General features: G+C 61.4%; 27 protein-coding genes and 3 pseudogenes. 16 read left to right on the top strand and 14 right to left on the bottom strand.

Annotated elements, in window-relative coordinates; translation table 11 throughout:
- Nucleotides 1-149: 149 nt before the first annotated feature.
- The gene (locus tag K7W42_RS15400; RefSeq protein ID WP_224575709.1) at nt 150-1,022 is read right to left on the bottom strand and encodes a GGDEF domain-containing protein; all 873 of its coding nucleotides are present in this window, start codon (nt 1,020-1,022) and stop codon (nt 150-152) included.
- A 725-nt stretch (nt 1,023-1,747) separates the two neighbouring features.
- Between K7W42_RS15400 and K7W42_RS15405 the strand changes: the two genes are divergently transcribed.
- The 4 genes from K7W42_RS15405 (at nt 1,748) to K7W42_RS15420 (ending at nt 6,110) form a co-directional block, all read left to right on the top strand.
- Nucleotides 1,748-2,293 (top strand): DUF6985 domain-containing protein, encoded by a 546-nt coding sequence (locus tag K7W42_RS15405; RefSeq protein ID WP_224575710.1) that lies wholly within the window; start codon nt 1,748-1,750, stop codon nt 2,291-2,293.
- Nucleotides 2,294-2,490: 197 nt separating this feature from the next.
- Nucleotides 2,491-4,434, top strand: coding sequence for a dihydroorotate dehydrogenase (locus K7W42_RS15410; protein WP_224575711.1), 1,944 nt, complete (start codon nt 2,491-2,493; stop codon nt 4,432-4,434).
- A gap of 9 nt (nt 4,435-4,443) precedes the next feature.
- Nucleotides 4,444-5,286 (top strand): alpha/beta fold hydrolase, encoded by an 843-nt coding sequence (locus K7W42_RS15415; RefSeq protein WP_224575712.1) that lies wholly within the window; start codon nt 4,444-4,446, stop codon nt 5,284-5,286.
- A gap of 119 nt (nt 5,287-5,405) precedes the next feature.
- Nucleotides 5,406-6,110, top strand: a complete 705-nt coding sequence (locus K7W42_RS15420; RefSeq protein WP_224575713.1) for an N-acyl homoserine lactonase family protein — start codon at nt 5,406-5,408, stop codon at nt 6,108-6,110.
- 133 nt (nt 6,111-6,243) lie between these two features.
- On the opposite strand, the gene K7W42_RS15425 is transcribed toward K7W42_RS15420, so the two are convergent.
- Together K7W42_RS15425 and mazE are read right to left on the bottom strand one after the other, a co-directional pair.
- On the bottom strand, nt 6,244-6,672 hold the full coding sequence (locus K7W42_RS15425; protein ID WP_224575715.1) for a type II toxin-antitoxin system VapC family toxin: 429 nt from the start codon (nt 6,670-6,672) through the stop codon (nt 6,244-6,246).
- Nucleotides 6,669-6,908: a type II toxin-antitoxin system MazE family antitoxin gene (gene mazE, locus K7W42_RS15430; protein ID WP_157461367.1), complete on the bottom strand. Its 240-nt coding sequence runs from the start codon at nt 6,906-6,908 to the stop codon at nt 6,669-6,671. The genes K7W42_RS15425 and mazE overlap by 4 nt, the downstream gene beginning before the upstream one ends.
- A gap of 750 nt (nt 6,909-7,658) precedes the next feature.
- Between mazE and K7W42_RS15440 the strand changes: the two genes are divergently transcribed.
- From K7W42_RS15440 to K7W42_RS15465, 6 genes are all read left to right on the top strand, one after another.
- Complete coding sequence (locus K7W42_RS15440; protein WP_157461368.1) at nt 7,659-7,841, top strand: hypothetical protein; 183 nt, start codon at nt 7,659-7,661, stop codon at nt 7,839-7,841.
- A 99-nt stretch (nt 7,842-7,940) separates the two neighbouring features.
- Nucleotides 7,941-8,120, top strand: a complete 180-nt coding sequence (locus K7W42_RS15445; protein ID WP_224575717.1) for a hypothetical protein — start codon at nt 7,941-7,943, stop codon at nt 8,118-8,120.
- A 120-nt stretch (nt 8,121-8,240) separates the two neighbouring features.
- Nucleotides 8,241-8,423 carry a hypothetical protein gene (locus K7W42_RS15450; protein WP_157461370.1) on the top strand — a complete coding sequence of 61 codons (183 nt, stop codon included), beginning with the start codon at nt 8,241-8,243 and terminating at the stop codon, nt 8,421-8,423.
- Nucleotides 8,424-8,550: 127 nt separating this feature from the next.
- Entirely contained in the window at nt 8,551-8,805 is a 255-nt protein-coding gene (locus tag K7W42_RS15455; protein WP_224575719.1) for a hypothetical protein, read from the top strand.
- Nucleotides 8,806-9,340: 535 nt separating this feature from the next.
- On the top strand, nt 9,341-9,610 hold the full coding sequence (locus K7W42_RS15460) for a hypothetical protein (protein WP_224575721.1): 270 nt from the start codon (nt 9,341-9,343) through the stop codon (nt 9,608-9,610).
- 525 nt (nt 9,611-10,135) lie between these two features.
- A complete protein-coding gene (locus K7W42_RS15465; RefSeq protein ID WP_224575723.1) occupies nt 10,136-10,720 on the top strand; it encodes an SMI1/KNR4 family protein in 585 nt (194 codons plus the stop codon).
- On the opposite strand, the gene K7W42_RS15470 is transcribed toward K7W42_RS15465, so the two are convergent.
- Complete coding sequence (locus K7W42_RS15470) at nt 10,717-11,469, bottom strand: DNA/RNA non-specific endonuclease (protein ID WP_224575725.1); 753 nt, start codon at nt 11,467-11,469, stop codon at nt 10,717-10,719. The genes K7W42_RS15465 and K7W42_RS15470 overlap by 4 nt on opposite strands.
- A gap of 546 nt (nt 11,470-12,015) precedes the next feature.
- Complete coding sequence (locus tag K7W42_RS15475) at nt 12,016-12,273, bottom strand: hypothetical protein (RefSeq protein WP_224575726.1); 258 nt, start codon at nt 12,271-12,273, stop codon at nt 12,016-12,018.
- A gap of 194 nt (nt 12,274-12,467) precedes the next feature.
- On the opposite strand from K7W42_RS15475, the gene K7W42_RS15480 reads away from it, so the two are divergent.
- On the top strand, nt 12,468-12,824 hold the full coding sequence (locus tag K7W42_RS15480; protein WP_369411371.1) for an ABC transporter permease: 357 nt from the start codon (nt 12,468-12,470) through the stop codon (nt 12,822-12,824).
- A 12-nt stretch (nt 12,825-12,836) separates the two neighbouring features.
- Here K7W42_RS15480 and K7W42_RS15485 read toward each other — a convergent pair.
- The 3 genes and pseudogenes from K7W42_RS15485 to K7W42_RS15495 form a co-directional block, all read right to left on the bottom strand.
- Nucleotides 12,837-13,385 (bottom strand): annotated as a pseudogene (locus K7W42_RS15485) (IS630 family transposase); the annotation flags it as partial.
- 11 nt (nt 13,386-13,396) lie between these two features.
- Nucleotides 13,397-13,882 carry a winged helix-turn-helix domain-containing protein gene (locus tag K7W42_RS15490; RefSeq protein ID WP_224575733.1) on the bottom strand — a complete coding sequence of 162 codons (486 nt, stop codon included), beginning with the start codon at nt 13,880-13,882 and terminating at the stop codon, nt 13,397-13,399.
- 288 nt (nt 13,883-14,170) lie between these two features.
- Complete coding sequence (locus K7W42_RS15495; protein ID WP_224575734.1) at nt 14,171-15,445, bottom strand: MFS transporter; 1,275 nt, start codon at nt 15,443-15,445, stop codon at nt 14,171-14,173.
- 100 nt (nt 15,446-15,545) lie between these two features.
- Here K7W42_RS15495 and K7W42_RS15500 point away from each other — a divergent pair, with 100 nt between their 5' ends.
- Together K7W42_RS15500 and topA are read left to right on the top strand one after the other, a co-directional pair.
- Nucleotides 15,546-16,205, top strand: coding sequence for a CGNR zinc finger domain-containing protein (locus tag K7W42_RS15500; protein ID WP_224575735.1), 660 nt, complete (start codon nt 15,546-15,548; stop codon nt 16,203-16,205).
- 329 nt (nt 16,206-16,534) lie between these two features.
- Nucleotides 16,535-18,592: a type I DNA topoisomerase gene (topA, locus tag K7W42_RS15505; RefSeq protein ID WP_224575736.1), complete on the top strand. Its 2,058-nt coding sequence runs from the start codon at nt 16,535-16,537 to the stop codon at nt 18,590-18,592.
- A 96-nt stretch (nt 18,593-18,688) separates the two neighbouring features.
- Here topA and K7W42_RS15510 read toward each other — a convergent pair whose 3' ends face one another.
- The 4 genes from K7W42_RS15510 to K7W42_RS15525 form a co-directional block, all read right to left on the bottom strand.
- Complete coding sequence (locus K7W42_RS15510) at nt 18,689-19,003, bottom strand: hypothetical protein (protein ID WP_157461400.1); 315 nt, start codon at nt 19,001-19,003, stop codon at nt 18,689-18,691.
- Complete coding sequence (locus K7W42_RS15515) at nt 19,003-19,194, bottom strand: hypothetical protein (protein ID WP_224575737.1); 192 nt, start codon at nt 19,192-19,194, stop codon at nt 19,003-19,005. The genes K7W42_RS15510 and K7W42_RS15515 overlap by 1 nt, the downstream gene beginning before the upstream one ends.
- Nucleotides 19,195-19,205: 11 nt before the next feature.
- Entirely contained in the window at nt 19,206-19,415 is a 210-nt protein-coding gene (locus tag K7W42_RS15520) for a hypothetical protein (protein WP_224575738.1), read from the bottom strand.
- A gap of 175 nt (nt 19,416-19,590) precedes the next feature.
- A complete protein-coding gene (locus K7W42_RS15525) occupies nt 19,591-19,881 on the bottom strand; it encodes a hypothetical protein (RefSeq protein ID WP_224575739.1) in 291 nt (96 codons plus the stop codon).
- Between the two features lie 958 nt (nt 19,882-20,839).
- Between K7W42_RS15525 and K7W42_RS15530 the strand changes: the two genes are divergently transcribed.
- From K7W42_RS15530 to K7W42_RS15540, 3 genes are all read left to right on the top strand, one after another.
- On the top strand, nt 20,840-22,033 hold the full coding sequence (locus K7W42_RS15530; RefSeq protein ID WP_224575740.1) for a M12 family metallopeptidase: 1,194 nt from the start codon (nt 20,840-20,842) through the stop codon (nt 22,031-22,033).
- A gap of 142 nt (nt 22,034-22,175) precedes the next feature.
- Nucleotides 22,176-23,858, top strand: coding sequence for a tetratricopeptide repeat protein (locus K7W42_RS15535; protein ID WP_224575741.1), 1,683 nt, complete (start codon nt 22,176-22,178; stop codon nt 23,856-23,858).
- Nucleotides 23,859-24,378: 520 nt separating this feature from the next.
- Nucleotides 24,379-26,115: an NAD-dependent malic enzyme gene (locus tag K7W42_RS15540; RefSeq protein ID WP_224575742.1), complete on the top strand. Its 1,737-nt coding sequence runs from the start codon at nt 24,379-24,381 to the stop codon at nt 26,113-26,115.
- Nucleotides 26,116-26,166: 51 nt separating this feature from the next.
- Here the strand turns inward: K7W42_RS15540 and K7W42_RS23450 are convergent.
- Together K7W42_RS23450 and K7W42_RS23455 are read right to left on the bottom strand one after the other, a co-directional pair.
- Nucleotides 26,167-26,671 (bottom strand): annotated as a pseudogene (locus K7W42_RS23450) (transposase family protein); the annotation flags it as partial.
- A 136-nt stretch (nt 26,672-26,807) separates the two neighbouring features.
- Nucleotides 26,808-26,913: pseudogene (locus K7W42_RS23455) on the bottom strand (IS982 family transposase); the annotation flags it as partial.
- Between the last annotated feature and the right edge of the window lie 24 nt (nt 26,914-26,937).

Genomic DNA, 26,937 nt, shown 5'->3' on the forward strand with positions numbered 1-26,937 from the left:
GGCACCCTCCTCACTGGCCTTGCGGCTCTTCTCAACGCCCTGAAATAAACCTCTCGCTCCCGGTTCGCACTTCTGCTCTGCCCTCAGCTCACCGCTGGGGGCAGGTCTGTGCCATGGCAGGCCACCGACTCAAGTCCCTGTCCGAACACTTAACTCAGTGTGATGTCCTGCACCTCCGACAAGTGAGGCTGACGGAGTTCCGCTCGGTCCCGTCCACCTGTCTTTGCCTCATAGAGGCGCGCATCCGCCAGGCGTAGCCACTCCTCCACTGTCTCGACCTCGGCCCCCGCCGCGCCCCCCAGACTCACCGTCACCCTGACACCTTTACAGCTTCCCTGTTGCCTTACGCGCGCCAGCAGGGCTTCTGCGACCGTTTCCACCTCTCCACCACCTGGTAGAAGGACCAAAAACTCTTCCCCGCCCCACCGCGCCACATAACCGTGCGCGCCGACTCCCTGCTTCAGGCAGCCGGCCACGCTCTGCAGCACTTGATCTCCAACGTCATGCCCAAACCGGTCATTAATCCGTTTGAAGCGGTCCACATCAACCAGAAAGACCGCTGCCCGCGGGGAGAGAGAGAACGTGGCCTGTACGCGGGTCAGCATGGCTCGCCGGTTCGCCAGGCCCGTCAGGAGGTCTGTGTTCGCCAGCGCCTCAAACGCCGCCGTTTCTGCCCGCTCAATCGTGATGTTGCGCCCGAAGGTCGACAGGTGCGCCGCCAACACCCCGGCCAGGCCCACATTCCAAAGCAGCGAGTACGGGCCACCGTGGACCAACAACGCCACGCCCACAGCCAAGAGAAGGGCACCTGCATACAACACGGCCTGTGCCAAGGGAAGCACGCTGAACCCAGCCAGAAGGAGGAACACGCACCCAAACAGGATGTCCGCCGTTAACGGTGCGGTATGCAGCGCCAACTGCGCAGTCACTAAGCCGCTCGCCGCCGCGAGAATGCCGTAGTCTACCCACTGCCACGGGATCCGCTGTGACCAGAGTAGACCCCACGCCAGGAGGCAGATCACGCTGCCAGTGAGCGGCCACCAACTGGGTGGTCCCGTCCCAATCACCATCAACATCAGGGCCGTCAAGAGCTGTAAGCCCGCACCCAGCCCAGACACCCAGAGGTAAGCGGTGCGGCGCTGCTCTTCCGTGAGTCGCCAGCGGTAGGGTACGGGCTCGCCTGAGCGCGCGCGTTGTTCAGCTGTAAGAAGGGTCCGCGTTTTCAAGCGTGTTGATCTCCCAATGATCCCGCTGGTCACTGTCACCAGTGTCGTCCCGTCACGCTCACAAAACACGCACTTTCAACTTCAGCGCTATTAAGGCGATTGAACAGACCGTCACGTTGATCGCTGCGCCGCTTAGCAACAGCCGCAATACGAGTGGTCAGAGCAGGCCCGCACCATGCGAAAAACTCCAGACGACGCCTTGCCTGTGGAGCGGGCGGCCCTGCCCCTCAGGTCAGTTCAAATCAAGGCTGTGTATTCAGCACAGCAGCCCATTCGTGGATCACACGGTTCGGCTCTGAAGCCCTGATAGGTCCCTGGCCGCGCCGAGACAAGCTCTACGTGAGGGACCTCCAGTAGAAGAGTTCACTCGGTGCGATGACTTACCCTGCCAGACGCACCTTCCTCCGGCGGTTGATGCCCTTTCTCCTTGGCGTTCCGGACCAGCCAGACGCACGTACAGAACACCCGAACTGTGCTGACAACGTCTTTCCTGGGCTTTTAGTGTGCAGCAAACTCTACTCATGTCCATCCAGCCACCCTTCACTTCACTCACCTTCAAAGATGAGAACTGGTGGAGCACGGTGCCTTTACCTGTCCCGTTTTTCGATGGACTGGCATTTCCTTTCAACTTTAATGTCGATCCTGACAGGGACCAGTGGGAAACTGCGCAAGCAGCGGCCCTCGTCTTCCTCAACCTGACCGCGAAGGCCCGCGAACAAGCGACCCCACCTGTCCTGGCCGACCTCCACTTCAGTCTCGAAGTCACGTCGTACGGCGACGAGGACTACGAAGCAGAGATGGCGGCCATCAGGACTTCAGACGCCCTCTGGACGCAGGTCACGCCGAAAGCGGTCTGGGTCGTCTGTCCATCAGAGGCACCAGGGACACCGTATGTACTTGTCTTCACCGAGCCCAGCTGGGAACAGGAGCATGGCCTCCGACTGGTCCTTCGCTGGGGAAATCAATTGGTCTGCCTCAGGCCGAACGAGTTGGACCTTCCAGATTTGACCAATCCTCAGCGCCAGGGTGTCGTAAACCCGCCACTGGACCTCAACGACGCGGGATGACTCATGCAGTCTGTCCAGCAGTTCGGAAGATCACCGCAAACTGTAAGAGAGTGATGTCGTGACCCTCGGTCTTCCGTCTACTCGCAAGCTGCATCAGGTGGCCCGCTGCATGTCCCTACACCCCCCCATCATGACCTTACCCGGCGGGTGGTAAGGAACAATGCAGAACCATAGGGCGCGCTGTACTGAACTGCAGCATGCCTGACTGGTCGTACCGTCCTCTCCTGCGGCCGCTCCTCTTCTGGCTGCCCCCTGACCACGCCCAGCGCCTCACCCTCACGGTACTCAGCCGAGTCGGCACCCATCCCAGAGGCCGGCAACTGCTGGACCTCGTGGGTCGTCTCCGACCTCACCCGTCTCTCCAGCGTGTCCTTCTCGGCCTCACCTTCCGGGCGCCCGTCGGGCTGGGCGCCGGCGTAGATGTCGGTGGCCAGGCCGCCGCAGGGCTCCGCACTTTCGGCCTGGGCTTTCTTGAAGTCGGCCCACTCACGTTGGACCCAGTTCCGTCTTCTCCACAGGACCCCCTGGCAGTTCGCAATCCTAGGACAGAGACTTTGCAGAGCGGTCACCGCCTCATCAACCAGGGCGTCCACGCGGCACGCGTGGCACTGGCGGGACAGCACCAGCCAGGCGTTCCCCTCCTGGGCCGTCTGGCACACGCACCGGACGCGACTGGACCTCAAGTGATCGCCGAATGGCATGAGCAGATTCAAGTCCTTCAACCGGTGGTCGACCTGTTCACCTTGGACATCACGGCAGCTGTGGTGCCCCAGTTGCACGCTGAAACACTCCGCAGACTGGCTGCCGCGTCCGCCCGGCCTGTACTGCTGGCTGTGCCTCCTGATTTATCAGCAGAGCACCTGGCCAGCGTCTGCGCCATCATCCGTGCCGCTGCGCTGCCTGGCGTCCTGATCAAAGACACGCAGGCGTCCTCTCAAGGGCAGACAACTGGACCAGCCAGCTTCGCGCCGACCCTCCAGACCCTGGGCCACGTGCGTCAACAGCTGGGGCCTGAGGCCCTCATCGTGGCGGGCAGCGCCCACACTCCAGAAGAGATCCACAGCCTCCTGGCGTCGGGGGCCAACTTGGTGCATCTGCGGGCCGGCCTGATCTATCACGGCCCTGGTCTCGCGCACCGCGTGCACGAAACACTGGCCCTGAGCGCACCGCCGCCGCCCAGCTGGCTCTGGATGCTCCTGCTTGGTCTTGGGCTCACTCTGGGGGGAGTGCTGGCAAGTTGGATCGGGCTCCAGTGGGTCGTCTTACCTTACGACGAAGCCTTTCTCCGTCAGGGGGGCCCTGGACTGGAGGACTTGAACCCTCACCTGCGCGCGTTCCTGACGCATGACCGGCTGACCCTGGCGGGCACCATGGTGTCGCTGGGCGTGCTGTATGCCGGGCTGGCCTGTAGCCCCTTGCGGCGCGGGCGGGCCTGGGCCTGGGACGCGCTGCGGTGGTCTGGCGGCGTGGGCTTTCTGAGCTTCGGGTTGTTCCTGGGCTACGGTTATTTTGATCCGCTGCACGCTACGGTTTCGCTGCTGCTTTTGCCTCTCTTTCTGCTGGGTCTCCGGGACCGACCCCAAACAGAAGGACTGGCTGACGGGCCTGACCTGCGCAATGACCGCCGCTGGCAGCTGGGCATGGCAGGTCAACTGCTGTGGGTCGCCACAGGAACAGGGTTAATACTGGCCGGCTTGACCATCTGCTTTGTTGGGGTGACCCAGGTCTTTGTGCCGCAGGACCTGATGTTTCTGCACACGACGCCCGAGGCGCTGCGGACCGTTAACACCAATCTGGTGACGCTGATCGCGCATGACCGGGCCGGATTCGGTGGGGCCCTGGTTTCGAGTGGCATCGGGGTACTGCTCAGCGTGCTGTGGGGCTACCGGCGTGGCGCCCGGTGGTTATGGTGGACCCTCCTGGCGTCGGGGGTACCCGGGTTTACAGCGGCGCTGTGGGTCCATCACCATGTGGGCTACTTGGCGTTCTGGCATCTGGCGCCGGCGTGGCTGGGGTTGGCGCTGTTTGTGGGTGCCCTGGGGCTCTCTGCGGGCTTCTTGCATGACCAGGCGCAGCGAGCAGTGGACAACCTGTTGAAGCCAGATAAAAGTCGCGGCGAGCCCAACTCTGTGTTGAAATGAGCGGTGACGATGGACACCCTGGTCATCACGATGCCGAATGGTCAGCCGCTTCAGGTCTACCGGGTGGATCCACCCGAACCAGTCGCCCTGACGGTGTTCTGGCACCACGGCACCCCGAATGTTGGCTGGCCGCCCGCCCCCCTCTTCACCGCGTCCGCTGCTCTGGGTGTGCGCTGGCTTGGTCATGACCGCCCAGGCTACGGCGACCGCCCACGCCACCCCGGCCGCACGGTCGCCGACGCGGCGCACGACGTTGCGGTCATCGCCCGTGCACTGGGCATCGGGCGCTACGCGGTCATGGGGCACTCGGGCGGCGGCCCACATGCCCTGGCCTGCGCCGCCCTCTGCCCCGAGCAGGTGGTGGCCGCCGTCAGCCTCGCTGGCCTGGCGCCCTACGGTGAGCCGGCCCTGGACTATTTTGAAGGCATGTATCCCGGCGGGCGCGCGGAACTGCAGGCGGCCCTGAAGGGCGAACCCGCGCTGGCCAGCGTCCTGAAGGCCAGTGTGTTCGACCCGGAGATGTTCACTCCACACGACCACGCAGCCCTGGCAGGTGACTGGTCCTGGCTCAACACGGTGGTCCGCCCCGCGCTCGCCCAGGGGCCAGGCGGCATGATTGACGACGATCTGGCGTACGTCCGGCCCTGGGGAGTGGAGCTGAGTCAGGTGCAGGTGCCGGTCGCGCTGTATCACGGGGGCGAGGACCGGATCGTGCCGGTGGCGCATGCAGCGTGGCTGGCGGCCCACTTGCCCCGGGCGACCCTGACCCGGTCAGCGGGGGACGGGCACCTGTCGGTGCTGAACGCTGGACCGCAGGCCCTCCACTGGCTGCTCCAGCAGGCCGCCGGCTGAACGGGGCAGCCGCTGGTTCGTCTTGCGTTGCCACGTGAATTGATGCGGGCCTGTCCCTCGCCCTGCCAAGCCTCGCGGCTCAAGCGGCTAACCCGTGCATTCGCCTTCAGGAGGCGCAGATGAGTCAGACAGATGTAAAGCGGTTGTTGCTCATGCAGGTGGGATCCATGCCGGCCTACCAGATCCCGGTTGTGTGTTACCTCGTGCAGACCACAACTGGCCGCAACATCCTCATTGACACTGGTCTTCCAGACCCCATTCCTGAGGCCGCCGCCGACTTTCAAAACGGGCAGGATGTGCTCCAGCAGTTGGCTCGGATTGGCGTTACCCCTGAAGAGATCGATACCATCATCTCGACGCACTACGACATTGATCATGCCGGGCGCCACGCGGCTTTTCCGAACGCACAGTACGTGGTGCAGCGGACTCATCATCTTGATGCGGCGAGCAATCCACGCTTTGCCGCTCTCCGGGCCCAGTGGGATCAGCCTGTCGACCGCCTGCAACTGATCGACGGCGACACGACCCTGCTGCCGGGTCTGGAACTCATCGAAACGAGTGGGCACGTGCCAGGTCATCAATCGGTCCTTGTGCGGTTGCCGGAGACAGGGTTAGTGCTGCTGACGGTGGACGCGGTGCCGTTCCGGGTGGGGTTTACCCGTAACCCACAGGCGGAGGGGAGCGCGCCAGATGGTGAACTGACCAGGGCCAGCACGATCAAGTTGCTCGACCTGGTGGAACGCGAGCAGGTGGAGCTGGTGATTTTCGGACACGATCAGGCGCAGTGGGCAGAGCTAAAGCAGCTGCCGGCTTCATACGAGTAAGGGAACGCGCACTCCCAGCCAAACGGTGACGGAAGGGCTTCTGGTCACGGGCGGTTTCCAACTTTAAGTTGCCAGAACCCACTGGACTAGCTATCCGGAGGCGGGCTGCATATCGAGCAATGGACCGGAGATCTCAAGCCCCCCCAGGAATCACTAGCTGAAGCGTAGGGTACGCCTGCCGGTAATGCGTGTCGTCCAAGGTGATCAAGTGTGCCCCCACTGCCAGGCTGTGGGCGCCGATCAAGAAGTCGGCGAGGATGCGGCGGGGTGGTCCACCTCCAGACTTCGCACGCCGCCGGGCATACGCGCTGTACGCCTGCCCGCTCTGCCGCCAGACCGCTTCATCAGTGGCCCAGTCCACCTGCACCTGACCCCGAGAAAGAAGGGAATCGAGACGGCTGGGCGCCGTGCCTGGGGCGGCCAACAATTCAGCGTACACGCTGCCATGAATCATCAGAGGGCCAGCCAGGCGCAGGGTATTGAGGGTGCGGGCGATGCCTGGTGCGTTGACTTCTCCACTGAACAGCGCGCTGAGGACATTGGTATCGAGACAATGGGTCATTCGTCGCCGGCACCGTCACGCTGCTCTCGCCAGTAGGTTCTGGCATCGGTGGGAAGGGGCGGCAAGGTGCCGATGAGGGCGGTGAAGGGGTTGTCGTCTTGAGGGGCGAGGAGGGTGACGGTATCACCCTCAATCTGGAAGACCAGGCCGTCGCCCTGCTTCAGGCCGAGCCGCTCCCGGACTTCGCGGGGGAGGGTCACTTGCCCTTTGCTGCTCAGTTTGGCAGTCACGTTCATGGCAGGCTCCTTACAGATCAGTATAAAAGTAAGGAAACAGGAAAGCCAGGGTTCTTGCCTGCACCTTCACTGGAGAGCCAGAACATCCACTCTGACTCGTTGCCAAGGGAGATTGTGGCAATTAAAGTGCGCCTGAAAACCGTACTGGAGCAGGTTTTCTTTAGAGGTGGGCCGCGTGGGTATGGCGGTGGCAAAAAGGTCCGCGGATCGAAGTGTCATCTGTTTGTAGATACATGCGGGCCTGTTATGGCGATTGGGGTCCATGCTGCTGCACAGGGCACGCGCTCGCCCAGCCCTAGAGGGCAGGCAGAGGGTGCCGGGGCACGGCCGAGAGAATAAAAGGAGGTAGAAGCACACTGAGGTCTAGTGGATGACCATAGGCATGACTAGGTCCATGACTTCGCGATGATGAGAGCCTTCCAGGCCGTCCTGGTGCAAGAGTCTCCATTCTTAGCCGCACACGCTTTTGCCCTGCTCAATCCTGTGGTCATGCATTAATGCCCGAGAACAGGCGACATTGCTTAGGGACATGCACTGGGGTGGTGCCAGGAACCACCACGACAAGCTCACAGACAAAGAAACCAGCCTACAGCATGGCTGTGGGGTCAACTCGACAGCTGTTCTGGCGCTCCCGCACATTGAGCACTTCTAGTCCCCGCCAGCCGGAAGCTCAACAGCTGCTCAACAGTTGCTCAGTCTGGCTTGAGCTGCCTCTGACCGTGGGGCGGCTGCGGCGTGGTCTGCTGACCTATGGAACTCATCTTGGTCGGCGTGCTGCTGATGGGCATCTGTGTCATGGGGACCGTACTGTGGCAGGCGATGGCCCCAGCTGGGCAGACCGTGAGCACACCCTGGGGTCCACGTACGGCCATGACCCTGTATTTCGTCCTGCCGGCCCTGCTGGCCTACTTGGATCTGCTGCAGAACCTTTAAAGGGTTGAGCACCAAGGCCTGCGCCCGGAGGACCGTCGCTCGCCGTGCCTGTTGACTTGCACCTTGCTTTGACCGCCTGGTCATGTACGCTGCACCTACATGGAACTTCTGACGGTCGGCGTCATGATCAGCATCTGTGCCCTAGGGGCCACGGTGTGGCGCGGCATGGCCACCGATGGGCAGCTGATCCACACGGCCTGGCCCCTGCGTGCTGGGCTGACGCTGTACTTCGTCTTGCCTGCTCTGGCCCTGTGCGTTGACCTGCTGTCTCGCGGCTGATGGCGTCAGGCCAGCGGCCTGATGGGTGTCCCCCCAACCCTCAACGCCCGCTAAGGAAGAGCTGTGCGGGCCCTGAACGTGGGCTGATGTGCCGCGTCCTCAGGCATGCTCTCGTGGTGCATGGAGCCTCTGAGTGTTGGTGCACTCTTCGTGGGCGTGGCCGCCCTGGGGGTGCTGGTGTGGAGTGTCTTGAAGCTTGGGGTGTTGCCCGCCGGGCAGCCCTGGCCTCAGGACGTCGTGTTGGCGCTGCATTTCTCGCTGCCTGTGCTCCTGGTGTGCGTCGCCCTTTGTCAGACCAGTTAGACGGGTGCCTGAGTCAACGTGGGCTTAAATGCTGGCTCTGGACTGGATGACGGCCCGCTGCACTGCGTAGGCGCCCACAGTGGTGTGATGGGGCATAGACCCACTGAGCCTTGGGGCATTGCTGTTGATGGCCGCTGCCGCCGGGCTGCTGACCTGGACGCTGGCCCCGCTGTTTCATCCGAGGGCACAGAAGCTCCTGAGACACGGCAGCCTGCTGTCCCTGCTGCTGGTGCTGAGCCTAGTGGGGGGCAGCGTCACGTTGTGGCAGGTCAGTCAGGTTCGCGCGACGACTCCGGCGCCCGTCGCAGCGCCCCCCTTGACTTGGACGGCTGAGCATGTGGAGCGTCTTGAAGGCCGCCTGACCCTGCAAACGGTGGACTGATATCGACTCCGATTAAATCGTTTGCAAAAACGGTTGAATCCGAGCAGAGCGAGCAGGAGCAGGGCGGGTTTCGGGCGAGGAGTGTGCAAACCAGTTCTGTCCTGGTTTGTAAACGGAATAGACGGAATCCGTATGAGGCAGTTACCCGGCCCTGGGTGGGGGCATCTTCCCACCACTGCGTCGGGTTCCGCACAGGCGCTTGGCCAGCACATACGCTCTGATGCGTGCTGATGCTGTGGAGTGGTGTCTTCGTGTGCGTGGCGTTGGCGCTGGCGGTCTGGGCCATCCGGCAGGTGCGCTGTTGCCAGGTGGGGGCGGCCTGGCCCGTGAGTGCCCTGCTGATGCCGCCCCTGGTGCTCCTACTCCTCATCGGCAGCGTCGGCAGTTGGCAGGCTGCCCAGTCCAGCGCTTCAGACCTGCTGCGGAGCCCGCAGCAGGAGGAGGCCGGGATGGGTGTGACTCCTCTGCTCCAGGAGCGCAGCCCTCTTCTGCTGCTTCCCGTGGGAAGAGAGCGGTCAGCATGGTTTGATGCGGCATGGTGCCGCTGCTGATCTGCTTTGGATCTATCCTGCTGTTCCTGGCCAGCACAGAAGTCCTGAGCCGCGCCAGGACCGCTGGGCGGCCTAAGCGCTGGGGCTGGGTCCTGGTGGCCGCCGCGCCGGTGCTGCTCATCGTGGGCTCGGTGATCTGGTGGATGTCCCTGAGCCCAGCCGAGCAGGAACGGCAGCGGGCCAAACGAGTGGCGCAAGGTGCGGTCCAGCTCTGCCGCATGGGTGACGGTGTGATGATGGAGGGCGTGGTGTGATCAAGTATGGCCACGTCTGGACTCGCCTTCCTGGTCGCTTTCATAGGCCTTGGGACTGTCAGTGGCCAACTCCGCAGCCGCGGAGGGGCGTCGGCACACCGTGCGGCTGGTCTGGTCGGTGGCGTCCTCCTGGCCCTGCTCAGCACTGGGGTCAGACTGGTCGTGCAGAGCTTGGGCATGATGTGTTCGCAGACAGTGGGTAAGCTGCCCAGTTGATGCGTGCAGGCGGACAGCAGGCCGTGGACCGAGCGTGGAAGTTCTCTGACGCTCCACCCACCTCCGCCGCAGGCGTCCTGCCTGTGAGGCTGATGAAGAGCCGCTGATACCGAGTTGAGCACAATTCTTGAACTGTTAACAACTGTCGTACTGGCCGCGAAGGGCTGTGTTGTAGCGCCAGCATTTCGCCGCAACGAAGGTGCTGAGAGGAGCTGTCAGGCGCAGCCAAAGGTTTTCTGGTGAGCCATGTAGTTGAGCTTCAGTCCGCCCGTGAACTCCTCTTGACGCCCAGTGTGTACGCTGACCGCTATGTCTGCTGCCTTCGGTGACGCCCTGCGCCTGGCCCTGCCGGCCCTGGCCGCCCCACTTCGTCCGCCAGCTGACTCCGCAGACGTGCAGGCTGCCGAGGCGGCGCTGGGCCAGCCCTTGCCAGTGGCTGTCCGGCAGACTTACGCCACCCACGATGGTCAGGACGGCATCCTTCCCGGCGTCCTGTTTGGCCTGACCTGGTTGCCGCTGAAGCGTGCCCTGCAGGAACACACCACCTGGATGGATCTGGCCCAGGAGGATGCCAGCCTGACCAGCGAGCCCGACGGCGCCATTCGGGCTGTGAATTTCAGTCAGGGCTGGCTGCCCTTCGCCACCGACGGCGGCGGCAACGGGCTGGCCGTGGACCTCGATCCCGGCCCGGTCGGCACGCCCGGCCAGGTCATCACCTATGGCCCTGACGAACAGCCCCGCCGGGTGGTCAGCGCCGACCTCACCGCCTTCTATGCCTGGGCCGCCCGAGCCGTCGAGGCCGGCGACCTGACCCTAAGCGGCGACGACGCCCGGTATCAAGGGGCGTCGTCGTTCCTGGATGCGCTGCGAGACTTGCCGCTGCCCTTGGCTTAGCTGCAGCCCTTGCCGATCAGCCAGCTCACGGCCTGCTGGCGGTACGCCGTGCCGTTGGGGCCGCCACCAGCCGCGTTGTTGAACGTCCGTGTGAAGGTGTCGCTACCGATGGTCATCTCGATGGTCCAGGTGCTAGGTGTATTCGTGCTGCTGTTGGGGTAGGTCACGCGCGCCAAGTAGGTCAGGGTACCGTTCGCCAAGCGGCTACATTTAGCGGCCTGGTTTTCGATCTGCACCCAGTTGCCCCGGTTGAAATTCTGTTCCTGTGGGGCCATGTTCGCCCGCTTGCCCCAGCCGCCGAGCTGACTGCCGATGAGATGACCGCCGTCGTACCCGTTGGGGTTATCGAGATTGCCGACTGTGCCCTGGCAGGCGGTGTCGCGGGCGGCGGCCGTGACGGGCGGCAAATACCGGTAGGCGCTGCGGGGGCGGCCCTCAGCATCAATGTAGTAGTGGCCGCCGCTGATGACATGCCACTTGTTGCGCTCGGTACTGGCGAAGCGGGTAGGACAGCCGTCAGCGAGCTGCGCGCTGAGGGCGTCATGGTGCTGGTAGCCCATGCCGTAGCTGGCGAAGAACGCCTGAGCCTGTTCGGGACTCAGGTCTCTAGTGAGCTCGGTCAGCGCTACCTCGCCGCCAACAGCAGCGATCAGGCGGTCATAGGGGTCGGTGACGGCCACGGGGGCCGGGCTAGGCGAACAGGCGGCCAACAGCAGACTGGCCAGCAGCAACGCGGCAGATTGTTTCACGCGACCATCCCAGCACCGAATTGTAAGCATGATGTCAGTCTACCGGCTGCAGTTAAGCTCGCAGGCTTCGCGGCCGCAGCTTCTGTGGTTTCAGGCGCTGGTACAGCTGCACCAAGTTGGGTGGTAGCGGTTTTTCGTGGTTCGAGAAGACTTTGAGGCGCGCCTGGGTCATGCCCTACAGGGCCTCGCGGTCATTCGGGTCTAGGTAGCCCTCGTTTAGGGCGCATCGCAGCGCCGTCACGGTCTCGTCCATGTGGCCCAGATCGTGACGGGCCCAGCAGCAAGATGCGCCGCTCCCCTTGGCCCATTGGCAGGCGCGGCGCACGTCGTCGCTTGCCGGCCACCAGGTCAGCTCGCCCATCAGGTCAGCAGCTCGGTAGGGCGTGGCAGCAACATCACCTCTAAATTATCGTCTGTGACCGTACCTCCCGCCTGGTAAAGGCAGCGAAGCCAACGACTACACCTCCGGACCACCGTCCAGCAGCCGCACGTTGGCGGGGCCTCCTTGCACCCCCATCCTCTCAACGATCTCCATCTCGCCCTCGGTTATGGCCCCACTGTAGGTGGGTCCAGCATTAGGCCTGACGCCAGCAGGAAGATGCCGCCGATGATGCACAGGAAGGCAAACAGGCGCACCAGCGGTTCTAAACAGCCCGCCGCCACCGAGTGGCCGTAGCTGCGAAATTCCTGCACCCCTGAGGCGTTGCGCCGCATGAAGGCCCGCCGGCCCATCCAGACGTTGAGTATGATCCCCAGCACCAGCGCCACGCCACCTATGGTCATCAGCATTCTGGTCTTCACCATGACACACGCCGTGGGCTGCGCTGGCCGGTATCACGCGCTATACAGTGGGGCATGCCGCTCTACCCGTTCCGGTTTCCACCCGAAACCCATGAGCGTCTCCCCGCCGAGTTGCGTGAACAATCAGCCAGCCGTCCGATGCCCTGACCGCCCGGGCGGCGGCGGCCGCGTTCGACAGCCTGTTTCTTGGACTTGGCATGGTGGCTCTAATCGTAGGCGCTGTTGGAGTCGCGAACATCATGATCATTTTGGTGCTGGAACGCCGCTCCGAGATCGGGCTTCGGCGTGCTCTGGGCGCGACCCAGGGTCAGATCCGGATGCAGTTCCTGGCGGAGTCGATGCTACTCGCCAGCCTTGGTGGCAGCGCCGGTGTACTGCTGGGAGTAGGGGCAACAGCCATATATGCCAGTGTGAAGGGCTGGGCCATTGTCATTCCGGCAGAGGCGTGGTTGGGCGGTATCACCTCAGCCGTCCTGATTGGTGCGTTCGCTGGCCTGATGCCAGCTCTACAGGCGTCCCGCCTGCCCCCTGCCGTAGCGCTACGAACGTTATAATACGGACTCCGATTAATTCCTTAACAATGGCCACCAATGGAAGAGGGTTTGGCGGGTAACGAGGTCGGGCTGGGCTTCCAACCAAAGGCATCGTGCCGAGAGCGCTGCCTCTACTTCAGCCAAGCTGTTGAATGCTCGGTTGGCAATGGGCGTATCCGTCAGTTCCCACAGTCGTTCTGCGGGCTGCAATTCCGGCGAATACGGCGGCAACGTGACCGTCTGAATCCCTGCAGGCTGTCCCCCCAACGGCGCAACGTGAAAGCCAGCCCCATCCTGAACCACCAAGACCTGATGGTCGGCGCCCGCGCCGACCGTCTGCGCAAATGATGCCATGACGGTGCCATACGCGTGTTTGTTGACCACAGGGATCAACCAGAACAGGCTCTCACCGGTCTCCGGATTGGCGAAGGCGTAGATATACAACCACTCATAGCCGGGACGAACAGGACAAGTCAACGGTTGTCCAGTGGGCGCCCACACCGGTCGCCGAATCGGTTTGAGCCCAATTCGATGTTCATCCATGCACCACAGCGACACGCGAGGAAAGAGACGCTCCGCCTGGCGGAGCGCCTCTACGAGGACTTTGTTTTGAACGCTTCCTTCGCGGCTTCATCGCCACCACCATGTCGAGGTCGGGGGTGTTGAAGCGTGAACCCAGCGGCCCGCAGGAATTCATAAGTGCGCCCGAGGTACACCGTCAGGCCGTACTGCTCACGGAGCCAATCCTGAACGTCTTTGCCTGACCAGACGATGCCCTGCTCAAAGTCTGTGTGCAGTACGGCTGCCAGAGTCTGCTGTTGTTCCACACTCAGCAACCGGGGCGCGCCCCGGTTGCTGTGACGCCCGTCGCGCAGTCCGGCGAGGCCCAACTCGCGGTAGCGCCCCACCAACGCGTAGGCGGTGACCCGGCTATACCGGGTCACTTGCAGAATCTCCGGCAGAGGGCGTCTTTCAGCGAGTAGGGCCAGGAACTGAGCTCTGCGCCGTTCCACGGCGCAAGTACTGCCTGTGTAGAGGTGCCAGAAGGTGTCGGCGTCATGCGCCAGGGGAGCCGTCATCGTTGTCTGTTTGATCAGATCACGATAAACCTTTTAATCGGACTCCGTATAAGTGAAAGTGGAATTTGCTTTCCGGATGGATGGGAAGCCAGCTTATATTGGCAGGGTTGCAGCAAGTTTTTGGGGTAGAGCAGTGACGTGGTGAACAGGTACAAGCTCTCGGGTGACCTTTACCTAAATGCATCACAGCCGTGGTCTCCGGTCAGTTCAACGCTCCAGACGCCCTCCACAGCCGAGACCTTGGAAGCGTATCCAGCGAGTATCGTTTTCATTCCCGGAATCGGCCTTTCATTGAGGTACGGCTGTTGAATGCTCGGGCATCCTGTGCAGCTTCCAAAGAGGAGCAAAGAAGAGTGGGAGGAAGCAGAGCAGGGCCCCCACGCATACAAGCATCAGCGCCCGCCGGAGCCCAAGCCCCGTTGCCAAGACGCCACCGAAGACGGCCCCCAGCGCCCCGGCTCCCTCAATCAGGAAGCGGTTGCTGGCGGAGACGCGCCCACGGAGGTGTGCTGGCGTGACGATTTGCCGCAGGCTCCACTGCTGCACATTCACTACTGTGAATATCAGTCCACTGATCACCCTTGCCAACGCGAGCACCCCCACGACGACGCCCAACGGTCCACCCATTAGGGGCACCACCAGCAGGCTCAGTACCCACGTCATCGTGCCAAGAATGATCGTCGGGCCGACAGGAAACCGCTGGGCTACGCTGGTCGTCAGGAACGCGGCGGGCAGGGCGGCGAGACCCCCAGCCGCCGCGATCAGACCGATCCACCCCGCGTTCAAATGCAACTCGCGCGTCGCGTAAAGAATGTACTGGGCCTCGAAAGCCCCGGTGAAGAAGATGATGGCCGCGCCGCATACGGCCCAGGCCCCCAGCAGGTGTTGGCGCAGCAGAGCGGACAGCCCTTCCCGCACATCATTCACGACATTGAGTGGTGGAGATTTGCGCGGAGGCGGCGCCTCCGCGCAAATCCTGAGCAAGAAGAGGGCTGAGGCGAGGTAGGTCAGCGCATCGAAGACCAGAGCGAACGGCGCCGTGAGCCACTGCACAATCAAGCCCCCGAGGCCGGGGCCGGCTGAACTGGCGGCGGAATGGCTGACCTGTAATTTGCTGTTGCCATCTAGAATCTGCGAATCAGGTAAGAAGGTCGGCACGTATGCGGAATGCGCGACCTCAAAGACGACGGTCAGGGTACCAAGCAAGAAGGCCACCACATAAAGCTGCGTCAGGGTCAGAACACCCATAATGACCGTCACGGGAATGGAGAGCAGCGAGGCGGCCCGGAGCACGTCCATCCAGATCATCAGCAGACGTTTGTTCTTTATACGGTCCACCCAAACGCCGGCGAAGAGGCTGAACAGAAGTGAGGGGAAGCGTTCGGCTGCTGCCAGATAGCCCATATGAAGTGGAGTGGCGTTCAGGGTAAGGGCGGCGAGTAGAGGCACGGCGAGCGAGGTGATCTGCGAGCCGATGAGAGACACGCTCAGGGCAAACCACACCTGCCTAAAGTTTGCATTGGTCCAGGCCTGTTGGGTGAATGCATGCTCCTGCACAGTCATCTGGTCCAATCTCCTCAGAGCTTACCCCTAAAACTCTATTTGGTGGTAAGTTCAGTTTGAACCTTACCATACGGGAGTATCTTGACGGTAAGGACTTGAGATGACGACGCGAAAGCTAAACAAACAGATTCGGGCTCACGGCAAGGTGGCTGGATTCCCGCGCTTGCTGGGCGGGCGACTGTGCCTGGAGTTCGTGAATACTGTCGAGGGCCGCATAAGCGTGCAGCCAGGAGAGTTCCTGACCGACTACTTCAGCCTGATCCGGTGGGCCTACCACGTCGGACTGATCTCGGATGAGGCCCGAGAAGACCTGTGGGAACAGGCCGGGCAGCAGACCGAACAGGCTGCTGCCCAGTACCGAGAGGCCGTGGCACTCAGGGAGGCGATCTACCACGTTTTCCTGGCCTTATTTCAGGGAGAATGTCTCCCGCCTGAGGACTTGACTGTTCTTCAACGAAGCTATGTTGAAGGGCTCAGGCGCGCCGAACTGCAGGCAAGTGAGTCTGGCGTCCAGTGGAATTGGGCGGCGACCCGTGACTTGGCCGGGGTGAACTGGACTGTTGCCCGGTCAGCGGTCGACCTGCTGACTTCTCCGGACGCCAGGCGTGTTAAGCAGTGCCCAGGGTGTGGGGACTGCGGTTGGCTCTTTTTCGACACGACCAAGAGCGGGACCCGGCAGTGGTGCAGCATGGAAGGGTGTGGCAGCCGCGCGAAGATGCGGCGCCACTACCAGCGCCAGCATGGATCAGGCGCGCTGTAGAACTGGCGCGCCTTACAAATCCGTGTAGGGAACAGCTTCATCAAACCACACCCAGTGCCATGTTGTCCGTCAATATAACTATCAGGACCACGATAAGTGTGCCTGGTGAAAAGGCTTTAGCTGAAATGCGCGCTTCTCTGATCTGATCGGAGACAATCAGAGTGCATTCCTCTTGCAGGTCATGCAGTGTCAGGCTGTACTGTAAGCTGTGCCTGATTATTCAGTTCAGGTGCGCCCTGTGCCACTCGTACCGTTCAGGCGGCGCGAAAGCCTTGTAGAAGGCGCCATTGACCACGCTGCCTTCAGGCCCGCGCCACTACCCTGAGGTCATGGCGACCCTCGTGATTGTCGAAAGCCCCGCAAAGGCCCGGAAAATCGCCGGGTATCTCGGGCGTGACTATCTGGTGCGGGCGTCGCTCGGCCATGTCCGCGATTTGCCCAGCACCAAGGCGGACATCCCCGAGCGCTACCGCGCCGAATCCTGGGCCAGCCTCGGGGTGAATCCGGAGACCTTTACCCCCATCTACGTGGTGCCGGCCAGTAAGCGCGCCACCGTCAAAGAACTCCAGCAGCTGGCAGCCAAAGCAGACCGGATCCTCTTCGCCTCCGACATGGACCGGGAAGGCGAGGCGATTTCTTATCACCTCAGCCGCCTGTTGAAGGTCGATCAGCCCGTACGGATGGTCTTCACGGAAATCACTAAGGAGGCCCTGCAGCGGGCGCTCCAGACCACCCGGCCGCTGGACCTGCGCCTGGTGGCTGCCCAGGAAGCGCGGCGCGTCATTGACCGCCTGGTGGGCTACCAGGTCAGTCCACTGCTGTGGAACAGTGTGGGCGGCAAACTCAGTGCAGGCCGGGTCCAGAGTGCAGCCTTGATGTTGCTCGCGCAGCGGGAGATGGCCCGCATGCGTTTCCGGCCCGCGACATTCTGGGCCATCCGGGCGGACGTGCTGACCCGCCCGAAGTTCACGGCAACCGTCACGCACGTGCGCAGCAGCGAGCACCCGGACGGGCTTCCGATTGCCAAGGCCAGCGATTACACCCAGGACGGCGTGTTGAAGCCAGACCTGCGGGTGCTCGAGATGACCGACGAGCAGGCCCACGCCCTGACGACGTACTTGGACGGGAAAGACGCCACCGTGGCCAGCGTGGAGGTCAGTGAGACGCGTTCGCGCCCCGCGCCGCCGTTCATCACGAGCACGCTGCAGCAGGCGGGCGGCCGGCTCAGCCTCAGTGCGAAGCGGGTCATGGACATCGCACAGAAGCTGTACGAGGGCGGCTACATCACGTACATGCGCACGGACTCGCCGGCACTGTCGGACGAGGCGCTCACCGAAGCGCGGCGGGAGGCGACGCGCCTGTTTGGCCCCGCCGCCGTGCCCGCCCAGCCCCGGCAGTACGCCACCCGGAACAAGAATGCCCAGGAGGCACACGAGGCCATCCGGCCTGCTGGGACCACCTGGCGGGCTCCAGACGTGGTAGGGCTGAGTGGAGACGACCTGGCGGTGTATACCTTGATCTACCAGCGCACTGTGGCCTCGCAGATGCACGACGCGGTGTTCGACAAAACGGTCGTGACACTGACCTGTGGTGCGGCCACCCTTGCGGCCCAGGGGCGAGTCCTGAAAGAGCCCGGGTACCTGCAACTGCTTCAGGACGAAGAGGAGGCGCAGGACGAGCAAGCCCTACCGAAGCTTCAACAGGGGCAGCGCGCGCCGCTGAAAGCGCGGCCGCCGGAAGGGAAGAAAACGTCCCCGCCGACGCGGTACTCCGAGGCCACACTCGTGCAGGCGATGGAGAAGGCGGGCATTGGGCGGCCCAGCACGTACGCGCAGACCCTGAGCACCTTGCAGACGCGCGAGTACGTCCGCAGTGTGGGCCGGCACCTGGGGGTGACCGCGGTGGGGCTGCTGGTGACGACGTACCTGGCCCGCCAAGTGCCGGAGGTGTTGGAGAAGGACTTTACGGCCACGATGGAAGCGGGCCTGGATGATGTGGCTGCGGGCGAGACGACGCGGGTGGCGTACTTGACGCGGTTCTGGACGGAGGGCCTGGCGCCGACCATCAGGAGGGCGTCTCGTGAAGCGCCGAACCTGCCCTTACCGCACCTGGAGGGGACGCGGTTGCGGGCGACGGGCAGTGGGCCGCACCTGGTGCGTGGGGGGCAGAGTGTGCCGCTGCCGGTGGAGATTCTGCCGGCGGAGCTGAGCGAAATTGAGGCGGAGGCCATTGTGCAAGGCGTCTGGACGCCTAAGACTCCCAGGGCCAAACAAACGGGTCCGGGAGATGAGACAGGCACCGCCCCGAAGACAGCCAGGAAGCGCAAAGCCGCTGGGGCCACTTCGTCAAGAAAACGAGCCGCGAAGCCGTCAAAGACAGCGGAATAATCCCTTTGGGTCGCGCGCAGGCGGCATCAACGGGGACGATGCCAGTCGACGTCAGTCGAAGTGTAAGTGTGCCTTGCCCGTGTGGGGCGGGTTCGTTTAGGCGCGGAGGCCTGGTGGTCGCGCGGGTTGGGGCTTGAGGCGCTGGTAGACCTGCACGAGGTTCCCGGGTAAGGGTTTGCCCTGCTCGGACAGCGCTTTGAGGCGTTCTTTGGTCATCCCGTACAGCACTTCCCGGTCGGCCGGGTCCAAGTAGCCTTCGTTCAGACTGGCTCGCAACGCTTCCACGGTCTCATCCATGTGCCCCAGTTCGTTGCGGCGCAGTAACCCGCGCAGGGTGCGTTTCTCCGCCTGGCCCACCGGCAGCAGCGGCGCGCGGCGCACGTCGTCCTCCGCCCAGCCCCAGTCGTCCATCAGGCGGGCACCCCATCAGGCCAGGGCAACAACACGGTCTGCATGCCCGCCTCGCTGGCCCGGCAGCCCACCCGGTCGCCCGGCACCACGCTCACTGGCAGTCGAGCGAGTGCCCAGGTCTCGATGCTGGTGTCGGGCAGGCGCACGCTGGCCAGATGGCCTTCAGCCTGCAGCACCTCGATGATCTCCATCTCCCCCTCGTTCATGCTTGGGCTGGGGTGTCCAGAATCAGTCCGGCCCGGTCCATCTCCGCCAGGATCTCCGTCGCCAGTCCCCGCGCATACGCGATGGCGCGCTCCTCCTCGTCTGGGCGGAAGGTGCGGTGCTTCATCGTCATCCGCTGTGTACGTGGGCTGAACGCCGTCACGCTGAACTCGTTCTTGCCGCCGGGCACCGGCCACCACAGGTACACCACCCCCTGCGGCCCGACGATCTCCTTGAACTCGGCGTTCGCCGAACATGAGCTCGAACTGATCTAGCCGTTCGGGCACGGCGCTCGGCTCGGCCAGGGACCCCACATGCGGCGGGAAATCATCATGCAGCGACCAAGTGACTGTCATGCCCTGAGCGTACACCTGCCGCGCGTGTCACACGGCGTCATCGGCATCGGCCAGAACGTCCAGCCACTCCAAGCTGAAAAAGGCCTGATCGACGCGGGGCTGCACGTCACGCCGGGCATATCGCGTGATGCCTTTAGGCCAGAACCCGCAGAACAGTGGGAGCGGCGCCTTCATAGGGGCCTGGGCCTGACGCAGATGCAACCGGGCGCCATACTCGTCCGCCAGGCACCGCTTCAGTTCCGCGAGCGCGGGCGGGTCTGCCTCCCAATCCGGTGGCACGATGACCAGAAGCACGGGGTGCAGGGCGGCAGGCAGCATGGCTGGATGCTAGGGAGGTGCCACACCGTAACGCGGGTGCCATCTGGGGGTGCACTCGAAGGCACGACGCACTCACTGTCGCCCCTCTGCCTCACTGTCCTTGGTGTCGCTCTGGCGCTGGGTGCGGCCGGGACAAGCACAGGCGCGTGCTGGGGATGACCTTTCACTCTCCGGCGTAAGCCCTGTACGGGCTGCTCAACCTATGAACATCCGCAGCCCTGATTGTGTCCGGAATCGCACGGCTGCTCAACGCGGCGCACTTGGCCGATCAGGGTTATGCGGTGGCCGCACCGGACAACCTGATCCGCGCGGCGTTGGCGGACCGCTTGGGCTGCGACGACTATCTGCGCCGCCGTGTATAGCGCTGGCAGGCAGAACGGGTGTCTACGCCCCTGACATGTATGTCCGCCGCCTTCTTATCTGGGCCTGCGTGTTGCGCCAAGTCCTGACCGCCAAGCAGCCACGGAAAATCTACACTCAGCCCTGAAAAACCAGATTTCAATCTTGAAGACACGAGCCTGATCCGGATGGAAGAAACACGGACACCATGCAGTATCTGTGTTCCGACTGGGCCTTGATTATCTCTAAAACCTCATGCTTCACCCATCATCTTGAGAAGCCTTATAGGGAGTTTCAACTGGTCATCAGAGCGATGGTACTCGCGCTTGACACTACCCCAATAGCCTCTCGATGCACGGCTTAAAATTTCACTGGATGGAATTTGTCTAATAAAACTTTACAGTATTAGCCGAATTGTCTGATCAACTAGGCCTGGTAGGAGAGAGCCGGACGTACAGTAGCGCTACCTCACAGCTCGTCCTGTTCTCACTTTCCTTATCGGTTCAACAGGTGTTTTCGCGCTCGTTGACCCCCGCTTCCTACCATTCAACGGGTCGGCATTTGGTGCCCGCCGAACCTCATGTCACATCAGGCTGTTGTGCGCCTTAAGGAGTTCCCTATGCACCAACGACTGTTGTTCGCCATAGCTGTTACTGCTGCGCTGGTCAGCTGCTCTCAGCCAACCTCTCCATCTCAAGGTCAGACACAATCATCTTTGACCATTGATCTCCGAGGTACAGAATTACACGCCCTCACCCCTGAACAGCGTCTAGGTCTGGAACAAGCGCCACACGTGACCCTTACGCTCCGGGACGGCAGCACCTTCGTCTACGAAAATATTGATGGACAGATGATGCAGGATGGGGACATCATCCTTGGTCATTCCCATGAGGCGCTGGCCCTCCTGACAAAACAGGTGGCAGGCCGCCTTAATGGTCAGGCACTCTCTATTTTTCCAACTGGTAAAGCCAACTGGAGCAACCGAACAGTTCCCTACTTTTGGAATAATAATGTGTTTAGTGCCAGCGAAATCTCAGCCTTGAATGCGGCCATTGACCTCTGGAATTCGCAGGCTGGCAGCGCAGTCCGGTGGGTTTGGAGCACGACGGCTACGAACCGAGTCCGCTTCGTGAGAGGGAGTACGGGGTGCGGCGCATCAGCCGTCGGTTCCGCAGGTGGCGTCCAAGACCTCTCTCTCGCTTGTTTTACCAACAACACCATTCTCCATGAGATGGGCCACGCGTCCGGTTTCCAACACGAGCATCAGCGCTGTGACCGAGATAACTATGTCGTCATTAATCCTGACTACATCAGTGACACTTTGAATTACGGCAAGGGGTGTAGTTGGTCTACTTATGGACCCTATGACTATGACTCCATCATGAATTATTTTCCCCCATATGTGAACGCCCGTACCCAGCCGAGCGGTTCATACACGGGCTCCCCTAGCAATCTTGGGAAAACCAGTCGACTCAGTCCCGCCGATCTCAGTGGCTTGCAAGCAATCTATAAATCCGGTGGCACCACCTACACTGGAACGGTCACTGTTGGCTCGAGTGTCTTTGAACCGAAAACATCTGCTGGCTTCCGTTATGCTGGTGGTACGTTAAAAGCGGTACTCAGTGGGCCGGGCGGCACAGACTTCGATCTGTATCTTCTGCGTTGGAATGGGTCGAATTGGGTGCGCGTTGCGAAGAGCGAAGGGGCAACAAGTAGTGAGTCGATCACTTACAATGCGGCCTCTGGGGATTACAGTTGGGAAATCGCTGCCTATCAAGGCAGTGGCACTTACTCCTTGGCGGAGAGCCGCTAAGAAGCAGCGGTGTTGCGAGAAAACAAGCGTATTGAGGAACGCGGGTTGCCAGCATGTCTGGCGGCCTGCGTTATTGTGTTGATCACGCCTTTAGAACCCGTCAAGGTGTGCTGGCCTACGGCTACCCCTGAGAGGTTAGTCAATGATTGAAGAGTTGGCCGCTCTCCGTGAACAGATGGAACTCTCCACAGGTCATGTTCGGCTGAACCTCCTTCTAGAGTTGGCCTTTTTGTACCGTGATGTCGATGCGCAGCTGGGTGTATATCTTTGCCGGGAGGCTGCTGCACTCGCTGACCAGTACAATGACGCTCCGTCTCAGGCCTTGGCTTTGATTACCGAGGCAATGAATCTTGAACGCCTCGGCCACAATCTACATGCACTTGACAGATTGAGCGAAGCACAAATCATTGTTGAACGCAGCAAGGACGCCTATGTTCTCGCCCGACTCTGGCATGCTCGTGGCATCATTGATGTGACGCGCGGACAATTTTATGAAGCGCTCCGCTCATTTCTGAGATGTGAAGGAGTCAGCGCTGTCTCGGACAATTTATGGCTCCTGAGCTCCGTGCTGAGCAATATTGCTTTGATTTATGATCAGCTGGGCGAACATGCGGCAGCAGCATCCTATCATCAACGCTCTCTCAAATTATCCTTAGCAACAGGTCGGTCTGATGTCCAGTTTTATGCAGTCAACAACATTGGGGTCAATTGTATGTGTCTTGGTCTCTGGAAAGAGGCCCTGGCGTATCACAAGGAGGCCTATGCAGTGGCGAACTCTCAAGGACGTCTCTACGGCGTGATGCTTTCAGCTTTGAATCTGGCAGAAACCTATACGGCGCTTGGTGAGATCGACGCAGCGCAAATTGCTTCGGAGGAGGCTATCCACCAGGCCAGACACCTCCAGGATAAGAAGATTTTAGCCGGTAGTCTTGCGATTTACGCGCAAATTCAATACAACCTTCAAAATTTTGAAGCTACAATCCTGGCCTTGCGAGAGGCGCTTCGTCTGGTCAGCGAGCTGGGAGGGTTTCACAAATCCTCCAGTTACCATCTGCTTCTTGCCGATGCTCTGCTGCGTTTAGGCGAAGATGATCGTGCTTGTTTCCATCTGCACGCGATTCTGGATGTTGGCTTGGCCCTCCCGACAGAAGACCACCTACTGGCTTGTCAACGTCTGGTTCACCTTTTCGAAGCGAAAGGAGAGATTGACACTGCGCGGGCCTATGAAGTCAAACGTCAAGAGGCAGAGACTGCCTTTCAGACTCTACAAGACCACCACCAGAGAAAACTCACTCAGATCGAGAGTTTTGGGTTTGAATTTGCTGGGACTCGGCAGGCGTCCAGTCAAGGTGACAGTGCACATAACACAACGCTGGCTGTGGTGCAGCAGGAGTTGCAGGATGGCTTTGATCGAGCGCGCCGGCGGTTTGAGCCGTTTGCTGTTGTGGTGCTGGCGGTTGACCATTCCGAACGTGTGCCTCTAGAAGCGCTCTCTGCAGTGCAGACCACTCTGAAGCAGTTGTTGGCGACGGCGTATGACACTGTTACTCTGCTGCCCGCCGCAAATGCATTGACCTTTCTGATGCTATCAACGTTGCCGAGCCGTGAGGTGGCGCCACAAGTGCGGAAATTCGTCAAACGCGTCCAAGCCCTAAGGTGGCCGTCATCCCCTGCTCTGCGAGTTACGGCGAGTGCTGGCTGTTGCACCACCCTGGCCTGGTCGCAGGCAGAAGATATGCTGCGGGTGAGCAGTCGTCTGCTCAGCCAGGCACAAGGTCTAGGCGGCAATCAGGTCTGTGCAACTCCGCTTGAGGGACGCCAGTGAATTCAGGTGTGAGCTGAAGGGATTGTGGCCAATTGAGTGGAGGTCGGCTCTGACCTATCTCATTGCAAAAACACGTTGGTGTCGACTGTTCCGTGGCTGTCAGGAGTTCTGATTGGTCATCGGATGACTATGACTACATCATGAATAATTCCCCATCTTACGTCAGCGCAAGGGCCGAGCCTCAGGGATCCTACTCAGGAAATCTGAATGCTCTCGGTGAAATGTATCAACTGAGTGGAACTGATGTCCTCGGAATACGGTCTGTCTGTAACAGATAAAATCTGCCAAGATCTAATCTATACATTCTACAGCTCGTATTTGAAACCGCCCTACGCTGAATCTCATGCGCGGAGATTTTTATCTCTTCGTGCAAGATACACATCCATTTAACTTCCCAGAGACGTTTGAGACATAGGACTTCGGTACCCGATTATTGAAACAACTCCCGATCCATTTTTAGAGTGTGATTTCCATTTGTACTATCCGTTCATCGCCACCCCTTGACCTTGGAGAACCCCCAATGACCCGCGCACTTTTGCCTCTGACTGACCACTACGACGTGCGCCGCGATCTGAGCGGTCACCCCGCCCTCTATCCACGGGTGCGGGGCTTTTCCCTGCTGCGCTTTCCCCTGCTGAACAAAGGCACTGCTTTCACTGAAGACGAGCGCCAAGCGCTGGGGCTGGACGGCTTGCTGGCGCCGCAAGTGGACACACTGGACGAATTGATAGAGCGGCAGTACGCCGATTACCAGCGCCTGAGTGACCCCTTGGAGCAGCACATCTTCCTGCGTCACCTGCAAGACCGCAACGAGGTGCTGTTCTATGCACTGCTGTCCCGGCACATTGAGGAGATGCTGCCAGTGGTCTACACGCCCACAGTGGGCCTGGCGGTGCAGGAATTTAGCCGGATCTACCGGTATCCACGCGGCCTAACGCTGTCGACTCGGAACATCGGCCGCGCCGATCAGGCGCTGGCGAATGTGCCTCTCAACGACGTACGCATTATCGTCGCGACCGATTCCAGTGCCATTCTGGGGATCGGCGATCAAGGCTTTGGCGGCATGGCGATTTCGATTGGCAAGCTGTCGCTGTATACGGTGGCGGGTGGGGTGGGCCCTGACAAGACGCTGCCCGTCGAATTGGATGTGGGCACTGGCCGCGCTGACCTGCGCGCCGACCCGGCGTATCTGGGGGTGAAACACGAGCGCCTGACCGGCGAAGCGTACCTGGCGTTCTTAGACCGTTTTGTAGAGGCGACCTTGGCCCGCTATCCCAAAGCCATCATCCAGTGGGAAGACTTCTCCAAAGACGCGGCCTTCAGCGTGCTGCACCGGTACCGCCGCGTGGTGCCCTCCTTCAATGACGATATTCAGGGCACCGGTGCGGTGGTCCTGGCTGGGGTGTTGAACGCTTGTCGCGCCAAGAACGAGCGGCTGCGCGATCAGGTCATTGTGGTCCACGGTGCAGGTGCTGGGGGCGCAGGCGTGGCGGCAGCCATCCGGGAAGGCCTGCGGCGCGAAGGTCTGACGCCCGAGGACGTGGCCGCGCGCGTCTTTGTGCTGGATTCGCGTGGCCTGCTCACCGATGACCGGCCGATGGAAGAGTACAAACGGGCGCTGGCCACGCCAAAGGCACTGGTGGCGGGCTGGAGTGGCCTGGATCTCGAAAGTGTCGTGCACCAGAGTCGCGCCACCGTCTTACTCGGTCTGAGTGGGCAAGCGGGCATTTTTAGCGAATCTGTTGTGCGCGCCGCCCATGTCAATACCCCCCAGCCCTTGATTTTCCCGCTGTCGAATCCCACCGCTAACACAGAAGCGCTCCCAGAAGACATCTTGCGCTGGACCGGTGGGCAAGCCATTGTGGCCACTGGAAGCCCATTTGCACCCGTCACGCTGAAGGGAATCACACATGACATCGGTCAAGGCAACAACGCCTTTATCTTTCCAGGCCTGGGGTTTGGTGCCGTGTTGGCTGGCGTGCGCGAGATTACCGATGAGATGGTGACGGCCGCCGCCTACGCCTTGGCCGACTACACAGCGCGCGAGTGGCCGGGCCGCACTTACCCTCCCGTGTCCCAATTGGGGGTCGCCAGCGTGCAGGTGGCAGTCGCGGTCATCCGGCAGGCCTTGCGGGATGGAGTGGCGACTGATTTCAGCTTGTGGTCTTTGGACGATGCGGCTCTCCTGGAACTGGTCGAGCGCCGTTTCTGGCAACCTGAGTACCTCCCGTTCCGGGTGGAAGAGGCCGCAAATTGATCCTGATTCAGGCCAGAACGCCGTTGAGGGAGGTGTGAAATTGTGCGCGAGGATGGCCAGGACGACACGCCGTCGGAGTGAGCGTGGCGTCTTGGTGTGAACGGAGCAGGTCTGGGCCTCCACCACTCCATCAACGACCGCTTCAATGCGTTTTTGCGTTCTCGCATGGCAGACTGGCCGCCACCTGGTGTCGTACCGGGCAGTGCTCTTTGATGGGAACACATCCCCCAGGCAGCAGTACACCTTATCCCTAATGCTGGGTGGCCTGCCGAAGTCGGCCACCGCTGGCTGAGCTCAGAGCTCACAGTCGTATTTTGCAGGTTCGCTCGGTAGAGCAGCTCTTGCACGATGTCACCAGATGGGGTTATCCATGCATGAAGCTTATGTCTGTAGACGTCGCTCTGCGTCCCAAAGCCCCACCGAGTTCTGGGGAACCTGCACCGGTTGCCCCTCTTGGGCCGGCAGACGGGCAGTGCATGGAATTGACAATCACTTCTGCACAGCGCTGTGACGGGCTGGTCATCGCTTTAAGTTGTTCGAGCAGCCGTTGCCTCTGATACGGACTCCGATTGAATCGTTTGCAAAAACGATGAAATCCGAGCGGAGCGAGAAGGAGAAAAACGGGTTCCGGACGTGGAGTTGGCAAATCGGCGTTTTCCCGATTTGTCAACGAAACAAAGGGAATCCGTATGAGTGTACGCCTGCGTGCAGGAGGGAAGATCGACACGATCTTCCCTCAAGATGCTCCACCAGATGGATGGGAACGTATTTGAACAGCAGACGGCTGAGCAACAGGGCGACCAGCAGGGCGTTACTCCCCCT

This window comes from Deinococcus betulae (assembly GCF_020166395.1).
In the GTDB taxonomy this organism is placed as follows: Bacteria; Deinococcota; Deinococci; order Deinococcales; family Deinococcaceae; genus Deinococcus; species Deinococcus betulae.